The following is a 17,946-nucleotide window of genomic DNA, read 5'->3' on the forward strand; positions in this document are numbered from 1 at the left end:
TGCCTCTAAGAGGTCCGGAGCCGGGTGTATACTCGACTTTCGCGCGCAAGCGCTTGCAGGTCTTGCGAACATGACGCAGATTTCCGAACGCCTTCTGGTTCAAGCCCACCTCGACGCCAAGCAGCCCAAGCCGCTGACCGCCGAGGAAGAGGCCTATTATCGCGCCGCCATCGCTGCCGAGCTCAAGGCTCAGGACGCGGTGCTGGTTGCCCACTTCTATTGTGATCCGGTCATCCAGGCGCTTGCCGAAGAGACTGGCGGTTGCGTCTCCGACTCGCTGGAGATGGCCCGTTTCGGCAATGCCCATCCGGCCAAGACCGTAGTGGTCGCTGGCGTCAAGTTCATGGGTGAGACTGCCAAGATTCTCAACCCCGAGAAACGCGTGCTGATGCCGACCCTGGAAGCGACCTGCTCGCTGGACCTGGGATGCCCGGTGGACGAGTTCTCGGCGTTCTGTGACCAGCACCCGGAACGTACGGTGGTGGTGTATGCCAATACCTCCGCGGCGGTCAAAGCCCGGGCCGACTGGGTAGTGACCTCGAGCTGCGCGCTGGAGATCGTGGAAAGCCTGATGGATAACGGCGAAACGATCATCTGGGGGCCGGACAAGCATCTGGGCACCTATATCCAGCGCAAGACCGGGGCTGACATGCTGCTGTGGGACGGTGCCTGCATCGTTCACGAAGAATTCAAATCCAAGCAGCTTGAGGATATGAAGGCGCTGTACCCGGACGCGGCCATTTTGGTGCACCCGGAGTCGCCGACGGCGGTTATTGAGTTGGCAGACGCGGTGGGTTCGACCAGTCAGCTGATCGCGGCGGCGCAGAGCCTGCCGAACAAGACGCTTATTGTGGCGACTGACCGCGGTATCTTCTACAAGATGCAGCAGTTGTGCCCCGACAAGGTCTTCATCGAAGCCCCTACGGCGGGTAACGGCGCAGCGTGCCGCAGTTGCGCACATTGCCCGTGGATGGCGATGAATACGCTTGAACGCGTACTGAAGAGCTTGAAGGAGGGGACGAATGAGATCTTTGTTGATCCAGCGTTGATTCCGCAGGCAATCCGTCCGTTGAAGCGGATGCTCGACTTTACCCAGGCTGCGCGGATGAAATTGGCTGGTAACGCCTGATTCGAAAATCATCCCCTGTAGGAGTGAGCCTGCTCGCGATTGATTCCAAGGCGCCGCGTTAATCCTGACAGCACGCGTTTCCGTTGGCGTCTATCGCGAGCAAGCTTTGCTCCCACAGGTACTCTGTCCCCACAGGGCGCCATTTTTAAATTCAAGGGGTGTGCACGCCAACAAGCGAAGCGCGCCGGCTTGATGCCTTGGTCGGCCCGAAGGCCGCCACGGCGAGGCCGTAGATTGCAGGCGCCCCGTTAACCACGCTGGCCGAACGCAGGCATTGCGTAGCGGGTAAACCGGCAAGGATGCCGGTTTAGCTGCGCTGGGCCAGGGATGGCCCGTCGCAGCGGCCCGCGGAGCAATGCCGGAGTGAGGGCACACCGAGCCTTAGCGAGGTGCCAAGTGGTGGGGCAAGAGCCTTTGCTTACTTTGGGCTTTTCAAAGTGAGTCGCCGTAAGGGCGAAACCAATAGAAACCATGACAAAAATAACGGATATGTACGCCACCCAGCAAAGCGATCACTTCGCCTTCTTGGGAATCCGCACCAACTGCGTCTCTGAATACATGTCATGCCAACTGCGTTTCTGCTTGTCAAACAACGACCAGATAAAACCCAGTCCCACGCACAGCAGCGAAGCAATCGACACCACGAAACGCAACAACGCCTGCCAAAGGCTGATGGATGAGCCGTCAGCGTTCTGCACCCGAATCCCCCACACCTGCATACCCAGGGTCTGACCCGACCAGGTCCAGAACTTGGCAAAAAAACCGAACAGCACAAACAGCAACAGCGTCGACAGCAACGGATCACCGTCCAGTGCTCCGGCTTCGGTCAGGGTGCGCATCCGGTCTTCGCCGATGATCGCCATCTGGGCCATCTTGTAAATGCCGCTAGTGACAATCAGCAGAGCGGTGCACAACAGGAAGTCATAGAACATCGCTGCCAGACGACGACCCAGGCCAGCGGCGGGGAATTCGCCCTGGGGCTTCAGCAGGTGTTTCGACATGGCAGGCTCTCGGCGGAAAAAAGAACTCATTTTACGGAATTGCGCGCACAAAAAAGCCCCTGATGTCAGCATCAGGGGCTTTTTCGTTACAGAAGATTAAGCTTCTGCCTGTACTTCGTCAGCCTGCATGCCTTTCTGGCCCTGCACAGCAACGAAAGTCACCTTCTGACCTTCTTTCAGGCTCTTGAAGCCATTGCCCCGAATAGCGCGGAAATGCACGAACAGATCCGGACCGCTTTCTGGAGTGATAAAACCAAAACCTTTCTCGTCGTTAAACCACTTGACGGTACCGCTCTGACGTTGGGACATTTCTTATTCCTTTGACGCAAAAATTAATGACAGCCTCTTTCTCATGAAAGAGTGGGGCTGGTTGCAGGAGAGTAAGAAGACGTCGAGCGGGATGTAGCTAACTTGTAGGCTACTGCCCAGGTCACGGTTCCAAGCGACCCATGCAAACACAGTGAACAAACTCTACGCCAACTAGCCGATAAAAAACAAGCCCCTGTGAGGGGCCCGGTTTTGCTAAGTTTGGCGGCGGTTAGTCGTCCACTGGTGCAGGCTTATTCGATAAGCGTGTTCAATTGTTTTCGATCGTTATAAGTGAAGTTCATTATCGAACGACTGCACTGTTTTATGGCGGCTGCCTTACACATTAGTGCACTGTTAATGCAGCCGCGTTACTTATAGAAACAGTCAATCAGCCACGATAGTAGCGTTGCGGAACAAATGGCATTTTGCTTACAAGCAAAGGCACCTTTTTCCCACGGACGATCGCCCATACGGGTGTGTCGAGCGCGATGTAGGCGCTGTCGACGTACCCCATGGCCAAAGGTGCGCCCAAGGTTGGTCCAAAACCGCCGCTGCAGACGCTGCCGATGATCTCGCCCGCTTCGTTGACGATCTCTGCACCTTCGCGCACCGGCGTACGTTCCTGCGGCAACAGGCCGACTCGTTTGCGGCTCACTCCACCTTGCTGTTGCGCGAACACGGTCTCGGCCCCAGGGAAGCCGCCGGCACGCGCGCCATCGGCACGGCGTGGCTTGGAGATGGCCCACAGCAGGCTGGCCTCGATCGGGGTGGTCTCGGTGTTCATGTCATGGCCATACAGGCACAGGCCAGCTTCCAGGCGCAGGGAATCGCGAGCGCCCAGGCCGATTGCAGCAACCTCAGGCTCGGCCAGCAGGGCGCGCGCCAAGGCTTCGGCATTGGCGGCCGGCACGGAGATCTCGAAACCGTCTTCACCGGTGTAGCCCGAGCGGCTGACGAAACACTCGACGCCCAGCAGCTCGACGCGGTTGAACTGCATGAAGGTCATCTTCGCCACTTGCGGCGCCAGGCGCGCCAGCACGGTCACGGCGGCGGGGCCTTGCAGGGCCAGCAGTGCGCGCTCTTCGAACAGCGGTTCGATGCTGCACTGCTCGCCAATGTGCTGGCGCAGGTGCGCCAGGTCCTGGTCCTTGCAAGCAGCGTTGACCACCAGAAACAGCTCGTCGTTACCGAGGTTGGCGACCATCAGGTCATCGAGAATGCCGCCGGCCTCGTTGGTAAACATGGCGTAACGCTGCATGCCCACCGGCAGGTCGATGATGTCCACTGGCACCAGGGTTTCCAGGGCTTTGGCGGCATTGGCGCCGGTCAGGCGAATCTGGCCCATGTGCGAGACATCAAACAGCCCGGCCTGATCACGGGTGTGCTGGTGTTCTTTCATCACGCCTAGCGGGTATTGCACCGGCATGTCGTAGCCGGCGAACGGCACCATGCGCGCGCCGAGTTCGATGTGCAGCGAGTGCAGCGGGGTTTTCAGTAATTGTTCGGTGGACATGTTCAGCTCCTGAAAAAGTGTGCAAAGGCCAATGCGCGGGCATCAGCACTCGATAATGTTGACTGCCAGACCGCCACGGGCGGTCTCCTTGTATTTGCTTTTCATGTCGGCGCCGGTCTGGCGCATGGTACGGATGACCTTGTCGAGGGAGACGAAGTGCTGGCCGTCACCGCGCAGGGCCATGCGTACTGCATTGATGGCCTTGACCGAGCCCATGGCGTTGCGCTCGATGCACGGCACTTGCACCAGGCCGCCGATGGGATCGCACGTCAGGCCGAGGTTGTGTTCCATGCCGATTTCCGCAGCGTTCTCTACCTGCTGCACGCTGCCGCCAAGGACTTCGCACAGGGCGCCGGCCGCCATCGAGCAGGCGACCCCGACTTCACCCTGGCAGCCAACTTCGGCGCCGGAAATCGAGGCGTTTTCCTTGTACAGAATGCCGATGGCTGCAGCGGTGAGCAGGAAGCGCACCACGCCGTCATCGTTGGCTCCGGGAATAAAGCGCATGTAGTAATGCAGCACCGCCGGGACGATCCCGGCTGCACCGTTGGTGGGCGCGGTGACGACACGTCCGCCATTGGCGTTTTCTTCGTTGACCGCCAGGGCGTACAAGTTGACCCAGTCCAGCACCGAGAGCGGATCACGCAGGGCCGATTCGGGGTTCTTGCACAACTGACGGTGCAACGCGGCGGCCCGGCGCTTGACCTTCAAGCCGCCGGGCAGGATGCCTTCGTTGCGGCATCCGGCGGCGACGCAGTCCTGCATCACTTGCCAGATGTTCAGCAGGCCGGCGCGGGTTTCGGCTTCCGGTCGCCAGGCGCTTTCGTTGGTCAGCATCACCTGGCTGATCGACAGGCCATAGGTGGCACAGTGACCCAGCAGATCCTTGGCGCTCTTGAACGGGAAGGTCAATTTGGTCGCATCTTCGACGATGCGATCAGCACCAGCAGCGTCCTCGTCGACCACAAACCCGCCGCCTACTGAATAGTATTCGCGACTGCGGATTTGCAACCCGGCGACATCGAAAGCGCGAAAGATCATGCCATTGGGGTGGTAGGGCAACGGTTTGCGAATCATCGCCAGGTGTTCTTTTTCGTTGAACGCGATGCTGTGCTCGCCGAGCAGGTTCAAGCGTGCGTTGCCACGGATCTCCTGCAGGCGCGCGGCGACGGTTTCAGTGTCCACGGTGTCCGGGTGTTCGCCTTCCAGGCCGAGCAGCACGGCCTTGTCGCTGCCGTGGCCTTTGCCGGTGGCGCCGAGTGAGCCGTAGAGCTCGACCTTGACGCAATGGGTCGCGGCCAGCAGCCCTTCACGGCGCAAGCCTTCGGCAAAACGTGCGGCAGCCCGCATCGGGCCGACGGTGTGGGAACTGGAGGGGCCGATGCCAATCTTGAACAGGTCGAACACGCTTAAAGCCATGGTTGTTCTCCGGTTTCTTGTTATGGGCGCCAATGACACGCGAGACGCTTCATGTAGGAGCTGCCGCAGGCTGCGATCTTTTGACCTTGCTGTTGCTCTTGAATCTCAAGATCAAAAGATCGCAGCCTCGTTGCACTCGACAGCTCCTACAGAGGGCGTGCGGTGTTGGGGTGGGGGCGGACTGGCCGCCCCCTATGGATCAAGCGTAGCTTTCGATCGACGGGCAGGCGCACACCAGGTTGCGATCGCCGAATACGTTGTCGACGCGACCGACCGGTGGCCAGTATTTGCCTTCGATCAACGAGGCAACCGGGTACACCGCCTGCTCACGGCTGTAGGGGTGGGTCCACTCGCCGACCAATTCCGCCGCCGTATGCGGGGCGTTCTTCAGCGGGTTGTCTTCCTTGTCCAGCGTGCCGTTTTCCACCGCGCGGATTTCTTCGCGGATGCGGATCATGGCGTCGCAGAAGCGGTCCAGTTCTTCCTTGGATTCGCTTTCGGTCGGCTCGATCATCAGCGTGCCAGCCACCGGGAACGACATGGTCGGCGCATGGAAACCGAAATCGATCAGGCGCTTGGCAACGTCATCGACACTGATGCCGCTGCTGTCTTTCAATGGGCGCAGGTCGAGGATGCATTCGTGCGCGACCAGGCCATTGCTGCCGGTGTACAGCACCGGGTAATGCTCTTCGAGGCGACGGGAAATGTAGTTGGCATTGAGGATCGCCAGCTGCGAAGCGCGCTTGAGACCCGCGCCACCCATCATCCGAATGTACATCCAGGTGATCGGCAAAATGCTTGCGCTGCCGAACGGTGCCGCGCACACCGCGCCTTCCTTGCGCTCCATCTGGGCGTGGCCTGGCAGGAACGGGGTCAGGTGCGACTTCACGCCGATCGGGCCAACACCCGGGCCGCCACCACCGTGGGGGATGCAGAACGTCTTGTGCAGGTTCAGGTGCGATACATCGCCGCCGAACTTGCCTGGCGCGCAGAGGCCGACCATCGCGTTCATGTTGGCGCCGTCGATATACACCTGGCCGCCGTTGTCATGAATGATCCCGCAGATTTCGCGGATGCCTTCTTCGAACACACCGTGGGTCGAAGGGTAGGTGATCATCAGCGCAGCCAGATGCTCGCGGTGCTCGATCGCCTTGGCGCGCAGGTCTTCGATGTCGACGTTGCCACGGGCATCGCACGCGGTCACGACCACGCGCATGCCGGCCATGTTGGCGGTGGCCGGATTGGTGCCGTGGGCGGACGAGGGGATCAGACAGATGTCGCGACGGTCTTCGCCACGGCTCTGGTGGTAGGCACGGATGGCCAGCAGGCCAGCGTATTCACCCTGGGAACCGGCGTTCGGTTGCAGGGAGATCGAGTCGTAACCAGTGGCGGCACACAGCATCGCTTCCAGCTCGTCGGTCAGTTGCTGGTAACCAGCACTTTGCTCGCCCGGGGCGAACGGGTGCAGGGCACCGAATTCGGCCCAGGTCACCGGGATCATTTCGCTGGCAGCGTTGAGTTTCATGGTGCACGAACCCAGCGGGATCATGGTGCGATCCAGCGCCAGGTCCTTGTCGGCGAGCTTGCGCAGGTAGCGCATCAGCTCGGTTTCCGAGTGGTAACGGTTGAACACCGGGTGGCTGAGGATCGGCGATTGGCGCACCAGTTCAGCCGGGATGGTGCTGACCACTGAAGCGGCGAGGGCGGCGAAGTCTGGCAGCGCCTGGCCATCGGCGAGCAGTGCCCACAGAGTTTCCACGTCTGCTTGTGCAGTGGTTTCGTCCAGGGACAGGCCCAGGCGTTCGGCATCGACTACGCGCAGGTTGATCTGCTGGGCGTGCGCCTTGGCGTGCAGCGCTGCAGTGTTGGCGCCGGTCTTGACCGTCAGGGTGTCGAAAAAGCTCTGTTGCTCGACGCTCAGGCCCAGTGCGCTCAAGCCCTTGGCCAGGATCGCGGTCAGGTGATGAATGCGCTTGGCAATCTGGGTCAGGCCTTTTGGACCGTGGTACACCGCGTACATGCTGGCAATGTTGGCCAGCAGTACCTGGGCGGTGCAGATGTTACTGGTGGCTTTCTCGCGGCGAATATGTTGCTCGCGGGTCTGCATGGCCAGACGCAGGGCCGGCTTGCCAAAACGGTCCACCGAGACACCGACCAGACGGCCCGGCATGTCGCGCTTGAACGCATCCTTGGTGGAGAAATACGCGGCGTGTGGGCCACCGAAGCCCAGCGGCACGCCGAAGCGTTGCGCGCTGCCGATGGCCACGTCGGCGCCGAACTCGCCCGGCGGGGTCAGCACGGTCAGGGCCAGCAGGTCGGCGGCCACCGCCACCAGAGCATTGGCTGCGTGGAAGCGTTCGGTCAGTTCGCGGTAGTCGAACAGGTCACCGTTGCTGGCCGGGTATTGCAGCAGGGCGCCGAAGTATGGCGTCACGTCAGTCAATTCGCGTTCGTCGCCGACCACCACGTGGATGCCCAGGGGCTCGGCACGGGTGCGCAGCACGTCGAGGGTTTGCGGGTGGCAATGCGCGGAGGCGAAGAACGCATGGCTGCCCTTGTTCTTGCTCAGGCGCTTGCAGAAAGTCATCGCTTCAGCGGCGGCGGTGGCTTCGTCGAGCAGCGAGGCGTTGGCGATCGGCAGGCCGGTCAGGTCGCTGATCAGGGTCTGGAAGTTCAACAGCGCTTCCAGGCGACCTTGGGAAATTTCTGGCTGGTAGGGGGTGTAGGCGGTGTACCAGGCCGGGTTTTCCAACAGGTTGCGCAGGATCGGCGACGGCGTGTGAGTGCCGTAGTAGCCCTGGCCAATGTAAGTCTTGAACAGCTGGTTCTTCGCCGCGATGCCTTTGATCATTGCCAGGGCATCGGCTTCACTGAGGCCGTCGTCCATGCCAAGCACGCTGGTGCCCTTGATGCTTTCCGGGATGACACTGGCGCTCAGGGCTTCCAGGGAATCGAAGCCGAGGCTGTTGAGCATCGCTTGCTCATCGCCTGCACGCGGGCCGATGTGGCGCGCGATGAATTCGTTCGCGGTGCTTACGTTTACTACGGCAGGATTTACTTGAGTCATGTCGGCGCTCCTCAGGCTTCGGCGTTGGCTTTGATCAGGCGGTCGTAAGCGTCCTGATCGAGCAGTTTGGCGACGGCCGAAGCGTCGGTTGGCTGGAAGCGGAAGAACCAGCCTTCGCCCAGCGGATCTTCGTTGACCAGTTCCGGGCTGCTGTCGAGCGCCGGGTTCACTTCCAGCACTTCGCCGTCGAGGGGCATGTACACGCCGCTGGCGGCTTTTACCGATTCCACGGTGGCGGCTTCGGCGCCCTTGTCGTAGTACTGCAGCTCTGGCAGTTGTACGAAAACCACGTCGCCGAGGGCGTTCTGCGCGAAAGCGGTGATGCCGACCGTGACGCTGCCGTCGGCTTCGGTGCGCAGCCATTCGTGATCTTCAGTAAAACGCAACTCGCTCATGGAAACTCCTAGGGGGCCAGACTCGTCTGGTGGACGCGATTGAATGCTGGGGCGTTAGCCCTGCTTTATGGGTGGGTAATAAGCAAAATCGCGGCCAATGTTGTAAAATCTATGTAAAACAATGGCTTAAATACTATGGCGGAAGGGGCGGGGACATATCTTGTAGCGAAATCGCTACAGCTTGAAGCGTGGAAAAAAGCCTATCTGTATCAAAGCCTTGCACAGCGGTAGTCAGAGACGCGCGTAACGATATCATTCCGCTGTAGCGCTTTCAGTACAGGTGCAGGTCGTTTTTAAGCAGGTTAGAAGCTTTTGAAATGGAAACCCGATCCGTAGGAGCTGCCGAAGGCTGCGATCTTGTCGCAGGCGCTACAAGATCAAAGTCAAAAGATCGCAGCCTCCGGCAGCTCCTACAGGGCCAGGCATGACAATTCAGCTACGGCTTATTGGGAATCCCATACTTGCGCAACCGGTGGGCGATCGCCGTGTGTGAGGTTTGCAGCCGACTGGCCAACTGCCGAGTCGACGGATAACTCACGTAGAGTTTTTCCAGCAGGGTTTTTTCGAATTCATCCATCGCCTGTTCCAGGCTGTCGACGTCGTTGTCGCTCTGACGCGCCACCGAAGTGCCGGCGATGTCGAGGTCGCCGATGTCCACCAGGCTGCTTTCGCAAATGGCCGCGGCGCGGAAAATCACATTCTGCAGTTGGCGCACGTTACCCGGCCAACGGTTGCCCAGCAGTGCCGGATAAGTACCTGGCGCCAGGCGACAGACCGGTCGCTGGATCTGCGCGCAGGCCTGCTGCATGAAATAGCGTGCCAGCAACAGGATGTCCTGGCCGCGCTCGCGCAGCGGCGGGACTTCGACGTTCAAGACGTTGAGGCGATAGAACAGGTCTTCACGAAATGAGCCTTCGCTGACCATTTTTTCCAGGTTACGGTGCGTCGCACTGAGGATCCGTACATTGACCTTTACTTCGCGATCACCGCCAACCCTACGGAAGCTGCCGTCATTGAGAAAACGCAGGAGTTTTGCCTGCAGGTAGGGCGACATCTCGCCAATCTCATCAAGAAAAACCGTGCCTTGGTTGGCCAGCTCCATCAGCCCTGGTTTACCACCACGCTGGGCGCCGGTGAAAGCTCCCGGGGCATAGCCGAACAGCTCGCTTTCGGCGAGGTTCTCCGGCAATGCCGCACAGTTCAGCGCCAGGAACGGTGAACTATGTCGGGCGCTGATGGCATGGCAGGCGCGTGCCACCAGTTCTTTGCCGGTGCCGGTTTCACCCTGGATGAGCAACGGGGCATCCAGCGCCGCCACGCGCTGGGCACGGGCCTTGAGGGTGCGGATGGCGGGGGATTCGCCGAGCAGAGCATCAAAACCTTCGGCATGGTCGTGGTGCAGCGCCGACAGGCGTTCGCCAATGCGGTTGGGTTGATACAGGGTCAGTAGCGCTCCGGCATCGGTGATGGGGGTAGCGTCCAGCAGCAGCGTCTGGCCGTTGACCGTGATCTCGCGCAGCGGCAAGCGAAAGCCCTGCTCCAGCAGAGCGTCAAGCAGGGCCGGGTCGGCGAACAGTTCGGCGACGCTTTCGCCGGCAGGTTCGCGACCGTACAGGGCAATCAGTGCCGGGTTGGCCAGCAACACATTGCCGGCACTGTCGAGCGCCAGCACCGGGTCGGTCATGGCCGCCAGCAAGGCATCCAGCTGCAGGTGCCGGCGCTGGCCCGGCAGGATGTCGACCACCGTCACCGCCTGCACGCCGCGAACGCTGAACAGCGCATCGCGCAGCTCTTCGAGCACTTCCGGGCTCAAGGTCGGGGCGTCGATGTAGACGTTGGGCGGAACCATTTCCACCGCATCCAGATTGAGATTACGCCCACCGAGCAAGGCCAGGACTTCCTGGGTGATGCCGACGCGGTCGATGAAGCTGACGTGGATACGCATGGGGCGGTTTTTGGTTCTGGCGTGCGGAGGGTGGCAAGTATGCCTTGGGCGGGGCTGCAGGTGAAATGCTGTGGGAGCAAAGCTGGCTTAGCGGTCCATGGCTTTAGGGCAAAGCTTGCTCTGTGGTCCATGGTCTGTGGGAGCAAAGCTTGCTCGCGATGCAGGCACAGCAGTGTCTCTGTTACACCTTGCCATGTTCATCGCGAGCAAGCTTTGCTCCCATAGGGGTGACAAGTTTTGCGCCTACAGGGGCATGCTGGTTATTCGAGGTGTTCGGGTTTCACCGGGTCGCCGGATTTGACGTCGAGCTGCGCCCGCACATCTTCAAACATCAGGTCATAGGCTTTGTGAACCGAACCAATGCCTGCCTCCTTGGGCAGACCATGTTTTTGCGCGAGTCGCGTGGCATGGCGGGCGAAGTCGAATGCCTGGTCTTTGGGCAGGAAAAACTCCTCCTGCAGTTCCTTGCCCTGCACCGTGCCGCTCATCTTGAACAGCATGCCTTCGCCCTCCTTGGGATCCTGGGCCACTTCATAGTCGATACTCAGCGCGTAGCTGTAGCCATCCTTGGTCAGCGCAATGCGCTCGATATGCAGGTGACCGGGCTCGAACGTAGCCATTTGGCATCTCTCCTGATCAGTTGGTAAATCGCTTCGCTGTCGGAGAGTGGACCGAAAGTCACGATATTTCCAGTAGAGTGAATTCTTCCCCGCGCGTTCCAATACCCACTGTAGGAGCGAGCCTGCTCGCGATCGCGATGTGTCAGTCACATCAATTGCGGATGTGCCATCGCCATCGCGGGCAAGCCTTGCTCCCACAAGCCTTGCTCCCACAGGCCTGCTCCCACAGGAAATATATGGCAGCCTTTTAGACGCGGAACTGATCCATCAACTTCATCTGATGGGTCGTCAGCGAATTAAGGTGGCTGCTGATCTGCGCCGATTCGGTGGCCTGCCCGGTCAGGGTTTCGGTGACGGTACGGATTGCCGAAACGTTACGGTTGACCTCTTCGGCCACCGCGCTCTGTTGTTCGGCGGCGCTGGCGATTTGCAGGTTCATGTCGCTGATCACCGTGACCGCGTCGCTGATCTTGCTCAAGGCCTGAACGGCTTGCTGGATTTGCCCGGCGTTGCTGTGGGCCTGGGTCTGGCTCGAGTGCATGGTGGCAACCACTCCGCGGGTGCCGCTCTGGATGCGTTCGATCACGCTGCGGATTTCCTCTACCGAGTCCTGGGTGCGCTTGGCCAGGTTGCGCACTTCATCGGCCACCACCGCAAAACCACGACCGCTCTCGCCGGCGCGCGCGGCTTCGATGGCGGCGTTGAGGGCCAGCAGGTTGGTTTGTTCGGCAATGCTGCGGATCACTTCCAGCACCGAGCCGATCTGTTCGCTGTTGACCGCCAAGGCTTCGACTTCGGTCACCGCCTTGCTGACTTCATCGGCCAGCTGATTGATGTCGCGGGTGCTGCGCTCGATGATCTGCATGCCGTCACGCGCTGATTGATCGGCACCCTTGGCCGCATTCGCCGCATTCGATGCACTGTTGGCAACATCGTGGGCAGTGGCACTCATTTCATTGGAGGCGGTGGCAACTTGGTCGATCTCGCGGAACTGCACGAGCATGCCTTCACTGGTCTGGCGGGCGATTTCCGAGGACTGGTCGGCGGTGCCGCGAGCGTCGGTAATGCTCTGTTTGATCTGCGCGATGGTTGGTTGCAGCTTGTCGAGGAAACGGTTGAACCAGCTCACCAGTTCGCCCAGTTCGTCGCGCTTGCTGTAGTGCAGGCGCTGGGTCAGGTCGCCGTCGCCGCTGGCAATCGCCTTGAGCATTTCGGCCACACTGTTGATCGGCCGGGTCACGCCCGAGGCGGTCAGCCAAATCAGCAACAGGCCCACCAGACCCGCTGCCACGGCAACCAGCACCGCCTTGATGGTGCCGCTTTGCTGGGCGTCGTCGAGCACCGTTTGCAGCTTGAGCGAGTCGGCCAGCAGCACCTGTTTCGGCAAGTCGATTACCACCCCCCAGGCCTTGGAGTCACCAATCGGGCTGACCGGATACACCGCGCGAATCAGCTCACCCTGTTCGAGGATTTTCGGCACGCCGGCACTGAGCAACTGCAGCACTTCCTTGCCGTCAGTGCCCAGGGTGTCGGCGATGCTTTTACCGACCTTGCTGGCGTCGACGCTGTAGCCGGCGAGCACACCGCTGCCGGAAACAATCAGCATGTGCCCGGCGCTGTTGAACAGGTCGCGCTGGGATTCGACGGCGGCGGCTTGCAGGGCATCGAGGGCGATGTCGATGCCGACCACGCCGATGGATTTGCCATCGACCAGCAGCGGCACGGAAATGGTCGTCATGAGCATTTCCTTGCCGTTGACGGTGTCGGCGTACGGGTCCAGCAGGCAGGTACGCTTGCTGTCGCGAGGGCAGGTGTACCAGCTGTTATAGGGCGTGCCGTTGATGTTGAGGGTGGTCTTGGTCATGTCGTCTTCGACCATGATCGTGTTGATCCCGGCACCCCCGGCACGGCTCCAGTAACTGGCAAACCGCCCGGCTTCGTTGGACTGGCGCGCCGCATCATTGGCGAACTCGCTGTCCTTGCCGTCGAGCCCGTTGGGTTCGAACGCCAGCCAGATCCCGAGCACCTTGCTGTTGCGCTCGAAGGCGGTCTGCAGGTTGCGGTTCAACTCCTCGCGCACGGTGCCCGCTTCCAGCGAACGCTTGGCGGCCATGTTGCGCAGGTCCTTGATCTGATCCGCCAGAGCGGTGACCACCGTCAGGCTTTCGCCGAAGGTCTTCTGCACCCGCACGGCTTGCTCTGCTGCCTTGGCCTGAAGCAGATCCTGCACGCTGTCAGTAAGCATTTTGCTGCTGGAAGCGCTGACCAGTTCATCGTTCTGATTGGTCTGGTAGAAATTCATGCTTACGATCAGGGCGATCACGCCGAGCAGGCACAGGCCGGACAGCAGGACGATTTTCAGGCGGATGGAGAGAGAGTCGAACATAAGGCGAACTCGCGAATGGATGAGGTATTGGCTGTGGGTCGGGATCGACCGGGTTCGCCAAGTCCATTCAGCGCCATGGAAGGGGCATCGGCGTGGGGGAGGTTTGTATGAGTAAAAGCCGACGAACGGTCAGCGCAAGCGTTTGCGGGGGATATTTGTTGTTTGGGAGATGGCTATCGCGAGCAGGCTCACTCCTACATGAGCAAAGCCACACTGCAGATCATTTGTAGGAGTGAGCCTGCTCGCGATGGGCCCGAATCGGTGCTCAGGAGGGTTGCGGCAACGCTTCCGGCCGCGACCAGATCCACAGATTGCCCAGGCTCATGCCGGCGATGGCGAGGTAGATCGGCCAGCCATGATCGAGCATCACCAGCATCAACCCGGCACACAGCAGCATGCTGACGGTGGCGCTGACTTTGGCCCGGCGCGCGATGATCTTGCCGTTGCGCCAGTTCTTCAGGATCGGACCGAACAGGCGGTGATTCTCCAACCAGGCACTGAGACGCGGTGAGCTGCGAGTTGCGGCCCAGGCGGCGAGCAGGATGAACTCGGTGGTTGGCAGGCCGGGCACGACAATCGCAATCAGGCCGATGCCCAGGCTGACGTAAGCGAGCACACCAAAAAGAACGCGGGAGATTTTTGAAGTAGACGCTGGAGGTTGAGTCATGATCAACAATAGGTCGGATATCCGGTCGCTTCAACGACCGGATTTTTGCCATCAACAGGGGCGCAATTCAAACGGCCTGAGCATTGACCGGTTTTGTTCCGACGGTCCTGAGCAGCAGCTCCAGACGTGCAAAGGCGTCCCTGGAGGCCTTGTCCACCTGAGCTTCTTCTTCGGCGCTCAGCTGCAGGCCGTCGAAGATCACATTAAAGGCTTTCCAGCCTCTGGCGCGACCGCCTTCCGGTTCTGCCAGGTGACGTGCGCCCCTGGTCTCGCTGTAGCCCAGGCCGACAGCCTGTTTGAACAGTATCGCCGCCCCCAGTTTCGAGCCTTCGGAAACCCGGACCCACGCCAGGGCTTCTGCCAGGGCAGGGGACTGCAAGGCACCCGGGACTGCTTCAGGAATACTCGAACCCAGGTCTGCCAGATCGGCTTGTGCCGCTTTTACCCGGCAGCGTTGCGGCAAGTCCGGGAAGAGCTTGATCAGCTCCGCGTCCTGGTACAGCGCCTGGATTTCCGATTGAAACAAATACTGCATCTGCACGAACCGCGCGAAGCCGGCATGGGTATCGGTGGGCGCGAATTCGGCGACTGTGTGCTCCAGGCTTTTGTGCAGGTCGTGGGTCAATTCCCTGACACGCTGGGAGCGGGGAATCAGCGTAGGGTTGGCATCGGAAGTCGGAGTTTGCGAAGACATGTCGTTCTTTCCTTCAGAAATCAATACGGGTCAGTCCTGTATGAACTAGACGAACCAGCAGTCACGGTCGAGTAAAAATACCACTGCGCCTCATTCAGAGAGCGCAGTGAACACCAGTGGTTCAGATATCCCAGACCAGATTGACCGAGAAGTTGCGCCCTGGCTGCGTCAGGCGATCAAGATTGGCCGGCTGGGTCACCGAAGCCTCGCCGACGTTGTCGTAGCCGCGCACGTCATCCCACTGCCAGTACTTCTTGTTGGTCAGGTTGTACAGGCCGGCGTTGACGGTCACGTCGTCGGTCACCTTGTAGAACCCGGCAAGGTCGAGCACACCGTAACCCGGGGTCTTGAACTGGGTGCTGGTGCCGTCAGGTGTGTTGAAGCTGGTGCTGTCGACCCGGTCCTTGCGCTTGACCAGAGTCCAGCTCAGCAGCGCGCCGTACTTGTCCTGGTCATACCCGAGACCGAACACCCCGGTCAGCGGGTTGACGCTGTTCAGTGGCTCGCCGCTGTCATCGTTACGCCCGTACAGATAAGCCAGCGAACCCTGGGTGTAGAGGCCGCTGGGCGCACCGAACGTGTCCAGGTTCAGGCGTCCCTTGAGCTCCACGCCCTTGATGGTGGCGTGCTTGATGTTGTTGCTCTGGAAGGTGAGCTCGTCGTAACCCGGGGTGATGGCGTTCTCGTTGATGAAGTCGCGATACTTGTTGTAGAACACCGCGACGTCAAAAGTGCCGGCTTCAAACTGGCCTCGCAGGCCGGTTTCGTAGCTCTTGCTCTTTTCCGGTTCGAGGTCGGGGTTGGGCGCTACCTGGTAACCGCCAGAGGTATTTTCGAAGCGGCCATACAGCGCCTTGGCCGTTGGCGTGCGGAAACCCTCCGCGTACTGGCCGTACCAGGTGTAGTGGTCGTTGAACTGGTAAGTGGTGCCGAACTTCGGCGACAGGCGATGCCAGGTCTTGGTGCTGTCGTCCACCTCGCCGTTGCCGCTCTGGTCGGCGGTGGCCAGGAACTTGTCGGTCAGGTGCGGCTTGAGCTGGGTATAGTCGTAGCGAACACCGGGCGCGAACGTCCAGTTATTCCAGCTGATCTGATCCTGGGCGAACAGGCTGTAGGTGTTGATGGTCGGGTCAGGGAAATCGCTGGCCGGGGTCAGGGTGTCGGCGGCGCTCGGCGCACCGATCACCCGACACGCGCCGGCCACGGTCAGGCAGGTGCCGTCACCGGTGCGCAGGCCGGTGACTTTGTCCTGCTTGACGGTGGTGCCGTAGGTCACCAGGTGATCGGTGTCGGCGATGGCAAATGCCTTGTCCGCCTGGACGTCGAATACCCACTGGCGGTCCTTGTAGGTGGTGTTGCGGTTGCGCAGCACGGTGCGCGACGGGGCGTAGATTTCCTGGGTGCTCTCATCGGATTTGGCGATCTGGTAGTTCAGCGTCCACTTGATGTTATCCGCCAGGGCGCTGTCGAGACCGAAGCGGTGGTCGAGGCCAAACCGCTCGCGGGTGATGGTGTCGTTGCCGCTGCGCGCTTTGTAGAAACCAAAACCGCGCCCGGCGTTGAACGGACCGCCGACGGCGCTCAACTGGTTGGTGTCACGATCGTCCTTGTAGTGCTCGTAAGTCAGGCCAAATCGTGCGTCGTCGGCGTAGTTCCAGCCCAACTTGGCGAGGATGTTGGTGGTGCGCACGTCTTCCGGATTGGCTTCGGTGCGATTGAGCCCGGTACCACCGGTTTCGCCATAGGAGTCGGTTTCATGGCCATTGCGCTGGCTCAGGTGCAGCAGGCCATCGAAGTCGCCGGTACGCCCGGCGACAGTGCCGGAAGTCAGCCAGCTCTCGTCGGCCGAGCTGTAGCCGGTCTTGAGGCGTGCGCCAACGTCCTGGCCGGGCTTGATGATGTCGTCCGGGTCCAGGGTGTAGTAGCTGACTGCGCCGCCGATGGCGTTGCTGCCGTACAACACCGACGCCGGGCCGCGGAGGATCTCCACGCGCTTGACGATTTCCGGGTCGACGTAGTTGCGGTTGGTCTGGGCGTAGGGGCCGTTGAAGAAGCCGTCGGGTACTTGCACGCCATCGACCTGGGTCAGCACGCGGTCGCCATCGATGCCGCGGATGTTGTAGCCGGTGATGCCGGAGCGTTGGCCCGAGCCACCCACGGAAACGCCTGGCTCATAGCGCACCAGGTCCTTGATCGAGTTGACGTTGTTGCGGTCGAGCTCTTCGCGGGTGTGCACGGTGACCGTACTCGGCACGCTGTTGATGTCCTGTTCCTGACGGGTGGCGCTGATGGTTACCTGTTGCAGGTTCAGCGCGCCGGAGTTGTTGCGCAGTTCCAGGACGATGTTGTTGTTGCCCAGCTTGCGATAGCTCAGGTTGGTCCCCACCAACAGGCGATCCAGGGCTTTTTCCGGTGGCAGGGAACCGCGCACGCCGGGCGACGCCACACCTTGCGCCAGCTCGGCGGATAACCCGACCTGCCAGCCCGTCACAGCGGTAAACGCATTCAGCGCCGACACCAGCGACTGCTGGGGAATGGCGAACGAGTAGTCACCCATGTTGCGGGTCTGCTGGCCCTCGGCGGTGGCGGCCAGCAGCGGGGCGCTGCCGGCCATCAGGATGGCGGCAGTCAGCAGCGACAACACGCGGGAAGGGGAAGAGGACTGGCGGGTAAGGCGAGAGGACATCGATAGCGCTCCGTGTCGCACGAATCTTTATAGGTGCTGATTGGCATTTAGAGATGCGAATCAATTGCATTGGCTATAACGAGACGTACGAGCTCTGGCTATCGAGTAAAAATAA

At 60.7% G+C, this 17,946-nt stretch carries 13 protein-coding genes and 1 pseudogene; 1 reads left to right on the plus strand and 13 read right to left on the minus strand.

All coding sequences use genetic code 11. From position 1 onward, the window contains the following. Nucleotides 1–70 precede the first annotated feature (70 nt). Nucleotides 71–1,129: a quinolinate synthase NadA gene (gene nadA / locus ACYZTK_RS21500; protein WP_462011671.1), complete on the plus strand. Its 1,059-nt coding sequence runs from the start codon at nucleotides 71–73 to the stop codon at nucleotides 1,127–1,129. Between the two features lie 512 nt (nucleotides 1,130–1,641). On the opposite strand, the gene ACYZTK_RS21505 is transcribed toward nadA, so the two are convergent. From ACYZTK_RS21505 to ACYZTK_RS21565, 13 genes and pseudogenes are all read right to left on the minus strand, one after another. After that, nucleotides 1,642–2,130, minus strand: coding sequence for an RDD family protein (locus ACYZTK_RS21505; protein WP_462011672.1), 489 nt, complete (start codon nucleotides 2,128–2,130; stop codon nucleotides 1,642–1,644). Nucleotides 2,131–2,226: 96 nt separating this feature from the next. Beyond that, nucleotides 2,227–2,439, minus strand: coding sequence for a cold-shock protein (locus tag ACYZTK_RS21510; protein ID WP_462011673.1), 213 nt, complete (start codon nucleotides 2,437–2,439; stop codon nucleotides 2,227–2,229). A 388-nt stretch (nucleotides 2,440–2,827) separates the two neighbouring features. After that, the gene (gcvT, locus tag ACYZTK_RS21515) at nucleotides 2,828–3,952 is read right to left on the minus strand and encodes a glycine cleavage system aminomethyltransferase GcvT (protein ID WP_462011674.1); all 1,125 of its coding nucleotides are present in this window, start codon (nucleotides 3,950–3,952) and stop codon (nucleotides 2,828–2,830) included. Nucleotides 3,953–3,994: 42 nt separating this feature from the next. Then, on the minus strand, nucleotides 3,995–5,371 hold the full coding sequence (locus tag ACYZTK_RS21520; RefSeq protein WP_462011675.1) for an L-serine ammonia-lyase: 1,377 nt from the start codon (nucleotides 5,369–5,371) through the stop codon (nucleotides 3,995–3,997). 199 nt (nucleotides 5,372–5,570) lie between these two features. Continuing rightward, on the minus strand, nucleotides 5,571–8,438 hold the full coding sequence (gene gcvP, locus ACYZTK_RS21525) for an aminomethyl-transferring glycine dehydrogenase (RefSeq protein WP_462011676.1): 2,868 nt from the start codon (nucleotides 8,436–8,438) through the stop codon (nucleotides 5,571–5,573). An 11-nt stretch (nucleotides 8,439–8,449) separates the two neighbouring features. Next, nucleotides 8,450–8,833 (minus strand): glycine cleavage system protein GcvH, encoded by a 384-nt coding sequence (gene gcvH, locus ACYZTK_RS21530; RefSeq protein ID WP_462011677.1) that lies wholly within the window; start codon nucleotides 8,831–8,833, stop codon nucleotides 8,450–8,452. Nucleotides 8,834–9,269: 436 nt separating this feature from the next. Continuing rightward, nucleotides 9,270–10,778: a sigma-54-dependent transcriptional regulator gene (locus ACYZTK_RS21535; protein ID WP_462011678.1), complete on the minus strand. Its 1,509-nt coding sequence runs from the start codon at nucleotides 10,776–10,778 to the stop codon at nucleotides 9,270–9,272. A gap of 260 nt (nucleotides 10,779–11,038) precedes the next feature. Then, nucleotides 11,039–11,398 (minus strand): DUF5064 family protein, encoded by a 360-nt coding sequence (locus ACYZTK_RS21540; protein ID WP_462011679.1) that lies wholly within the window; start codon nucleotides 11,396–11,398, stop codon nucleotides 11,039–11,041. Between the two features lie 247 nt (nucleotides 11,399–11,645). Further along, nucleotides 11,646–12,401, minus strand: a complete 756-nt coding sequence (locus ACYZTK_RS21545; RefSeq protein ID WP_462014947.1) for a methyl-accepting chemotaxis protein — start codon at nucleotides 12,399–12,401, stop codon at nucleotides 11,646–11,648. A gap of 150 nt (nucleotides 12,402–12,551) precedes the next feature. Beyond that, a pseudogene (locus tag ACYZTK_RS21550) lies at nucleotides 12,552–13,784 on the minus strand (methyl-accepting chemotaxis protein); the annotation flags it as partial. A gap of 265 nt (nucleotides 13,785–14,049) precedes the next feature. Beyond that, nucleotides 14,050–14,451, minus strand: coding sequence for a YbaN family protein (locus ACYZTK_RS21555; protein WP_462011680.1), 402 nt, complete (start codon nucleotides 14,449–14,451; stop codon nucleotides 14,050–14,052). A gap of 67 nt (nucleotides 14,452–14,518) precedes the next feature. Further along, the gene (locus ACYZTK_RS21560) at nucleotides 14,519–15,145 is read right to left on the minus strand and encodes a biliverdin-producing heme oxygenase (RefSeq protein WP_462011681.1); all 627 of its coding nucleotides are present in this window, start codon (nucleotides 15,143–15,145) and stop codon (nucleotides 14,519–14,521) included. Nucleotides 15,146–15,266: 121 nt separating this feature from the next. Continuing rightward, on the minus strand, nucleotides 15,267–17,831 hold the full coding sequence (locus ACYZTK_RS21565) for a TonB-dependent receptor (RefSeq protein WP_462011682.1): 2,565 nt from the start codon (nucleotides 17,829–17,831) through the stop codon (nucleotides 15,267–15,269). Between the last annotated feature and the right edge of the window lie 115 nt (nucleotides 17,832–17,946).

The organism is Pseudomonas sp. LB3P31 (assembly GCF_054897945.1).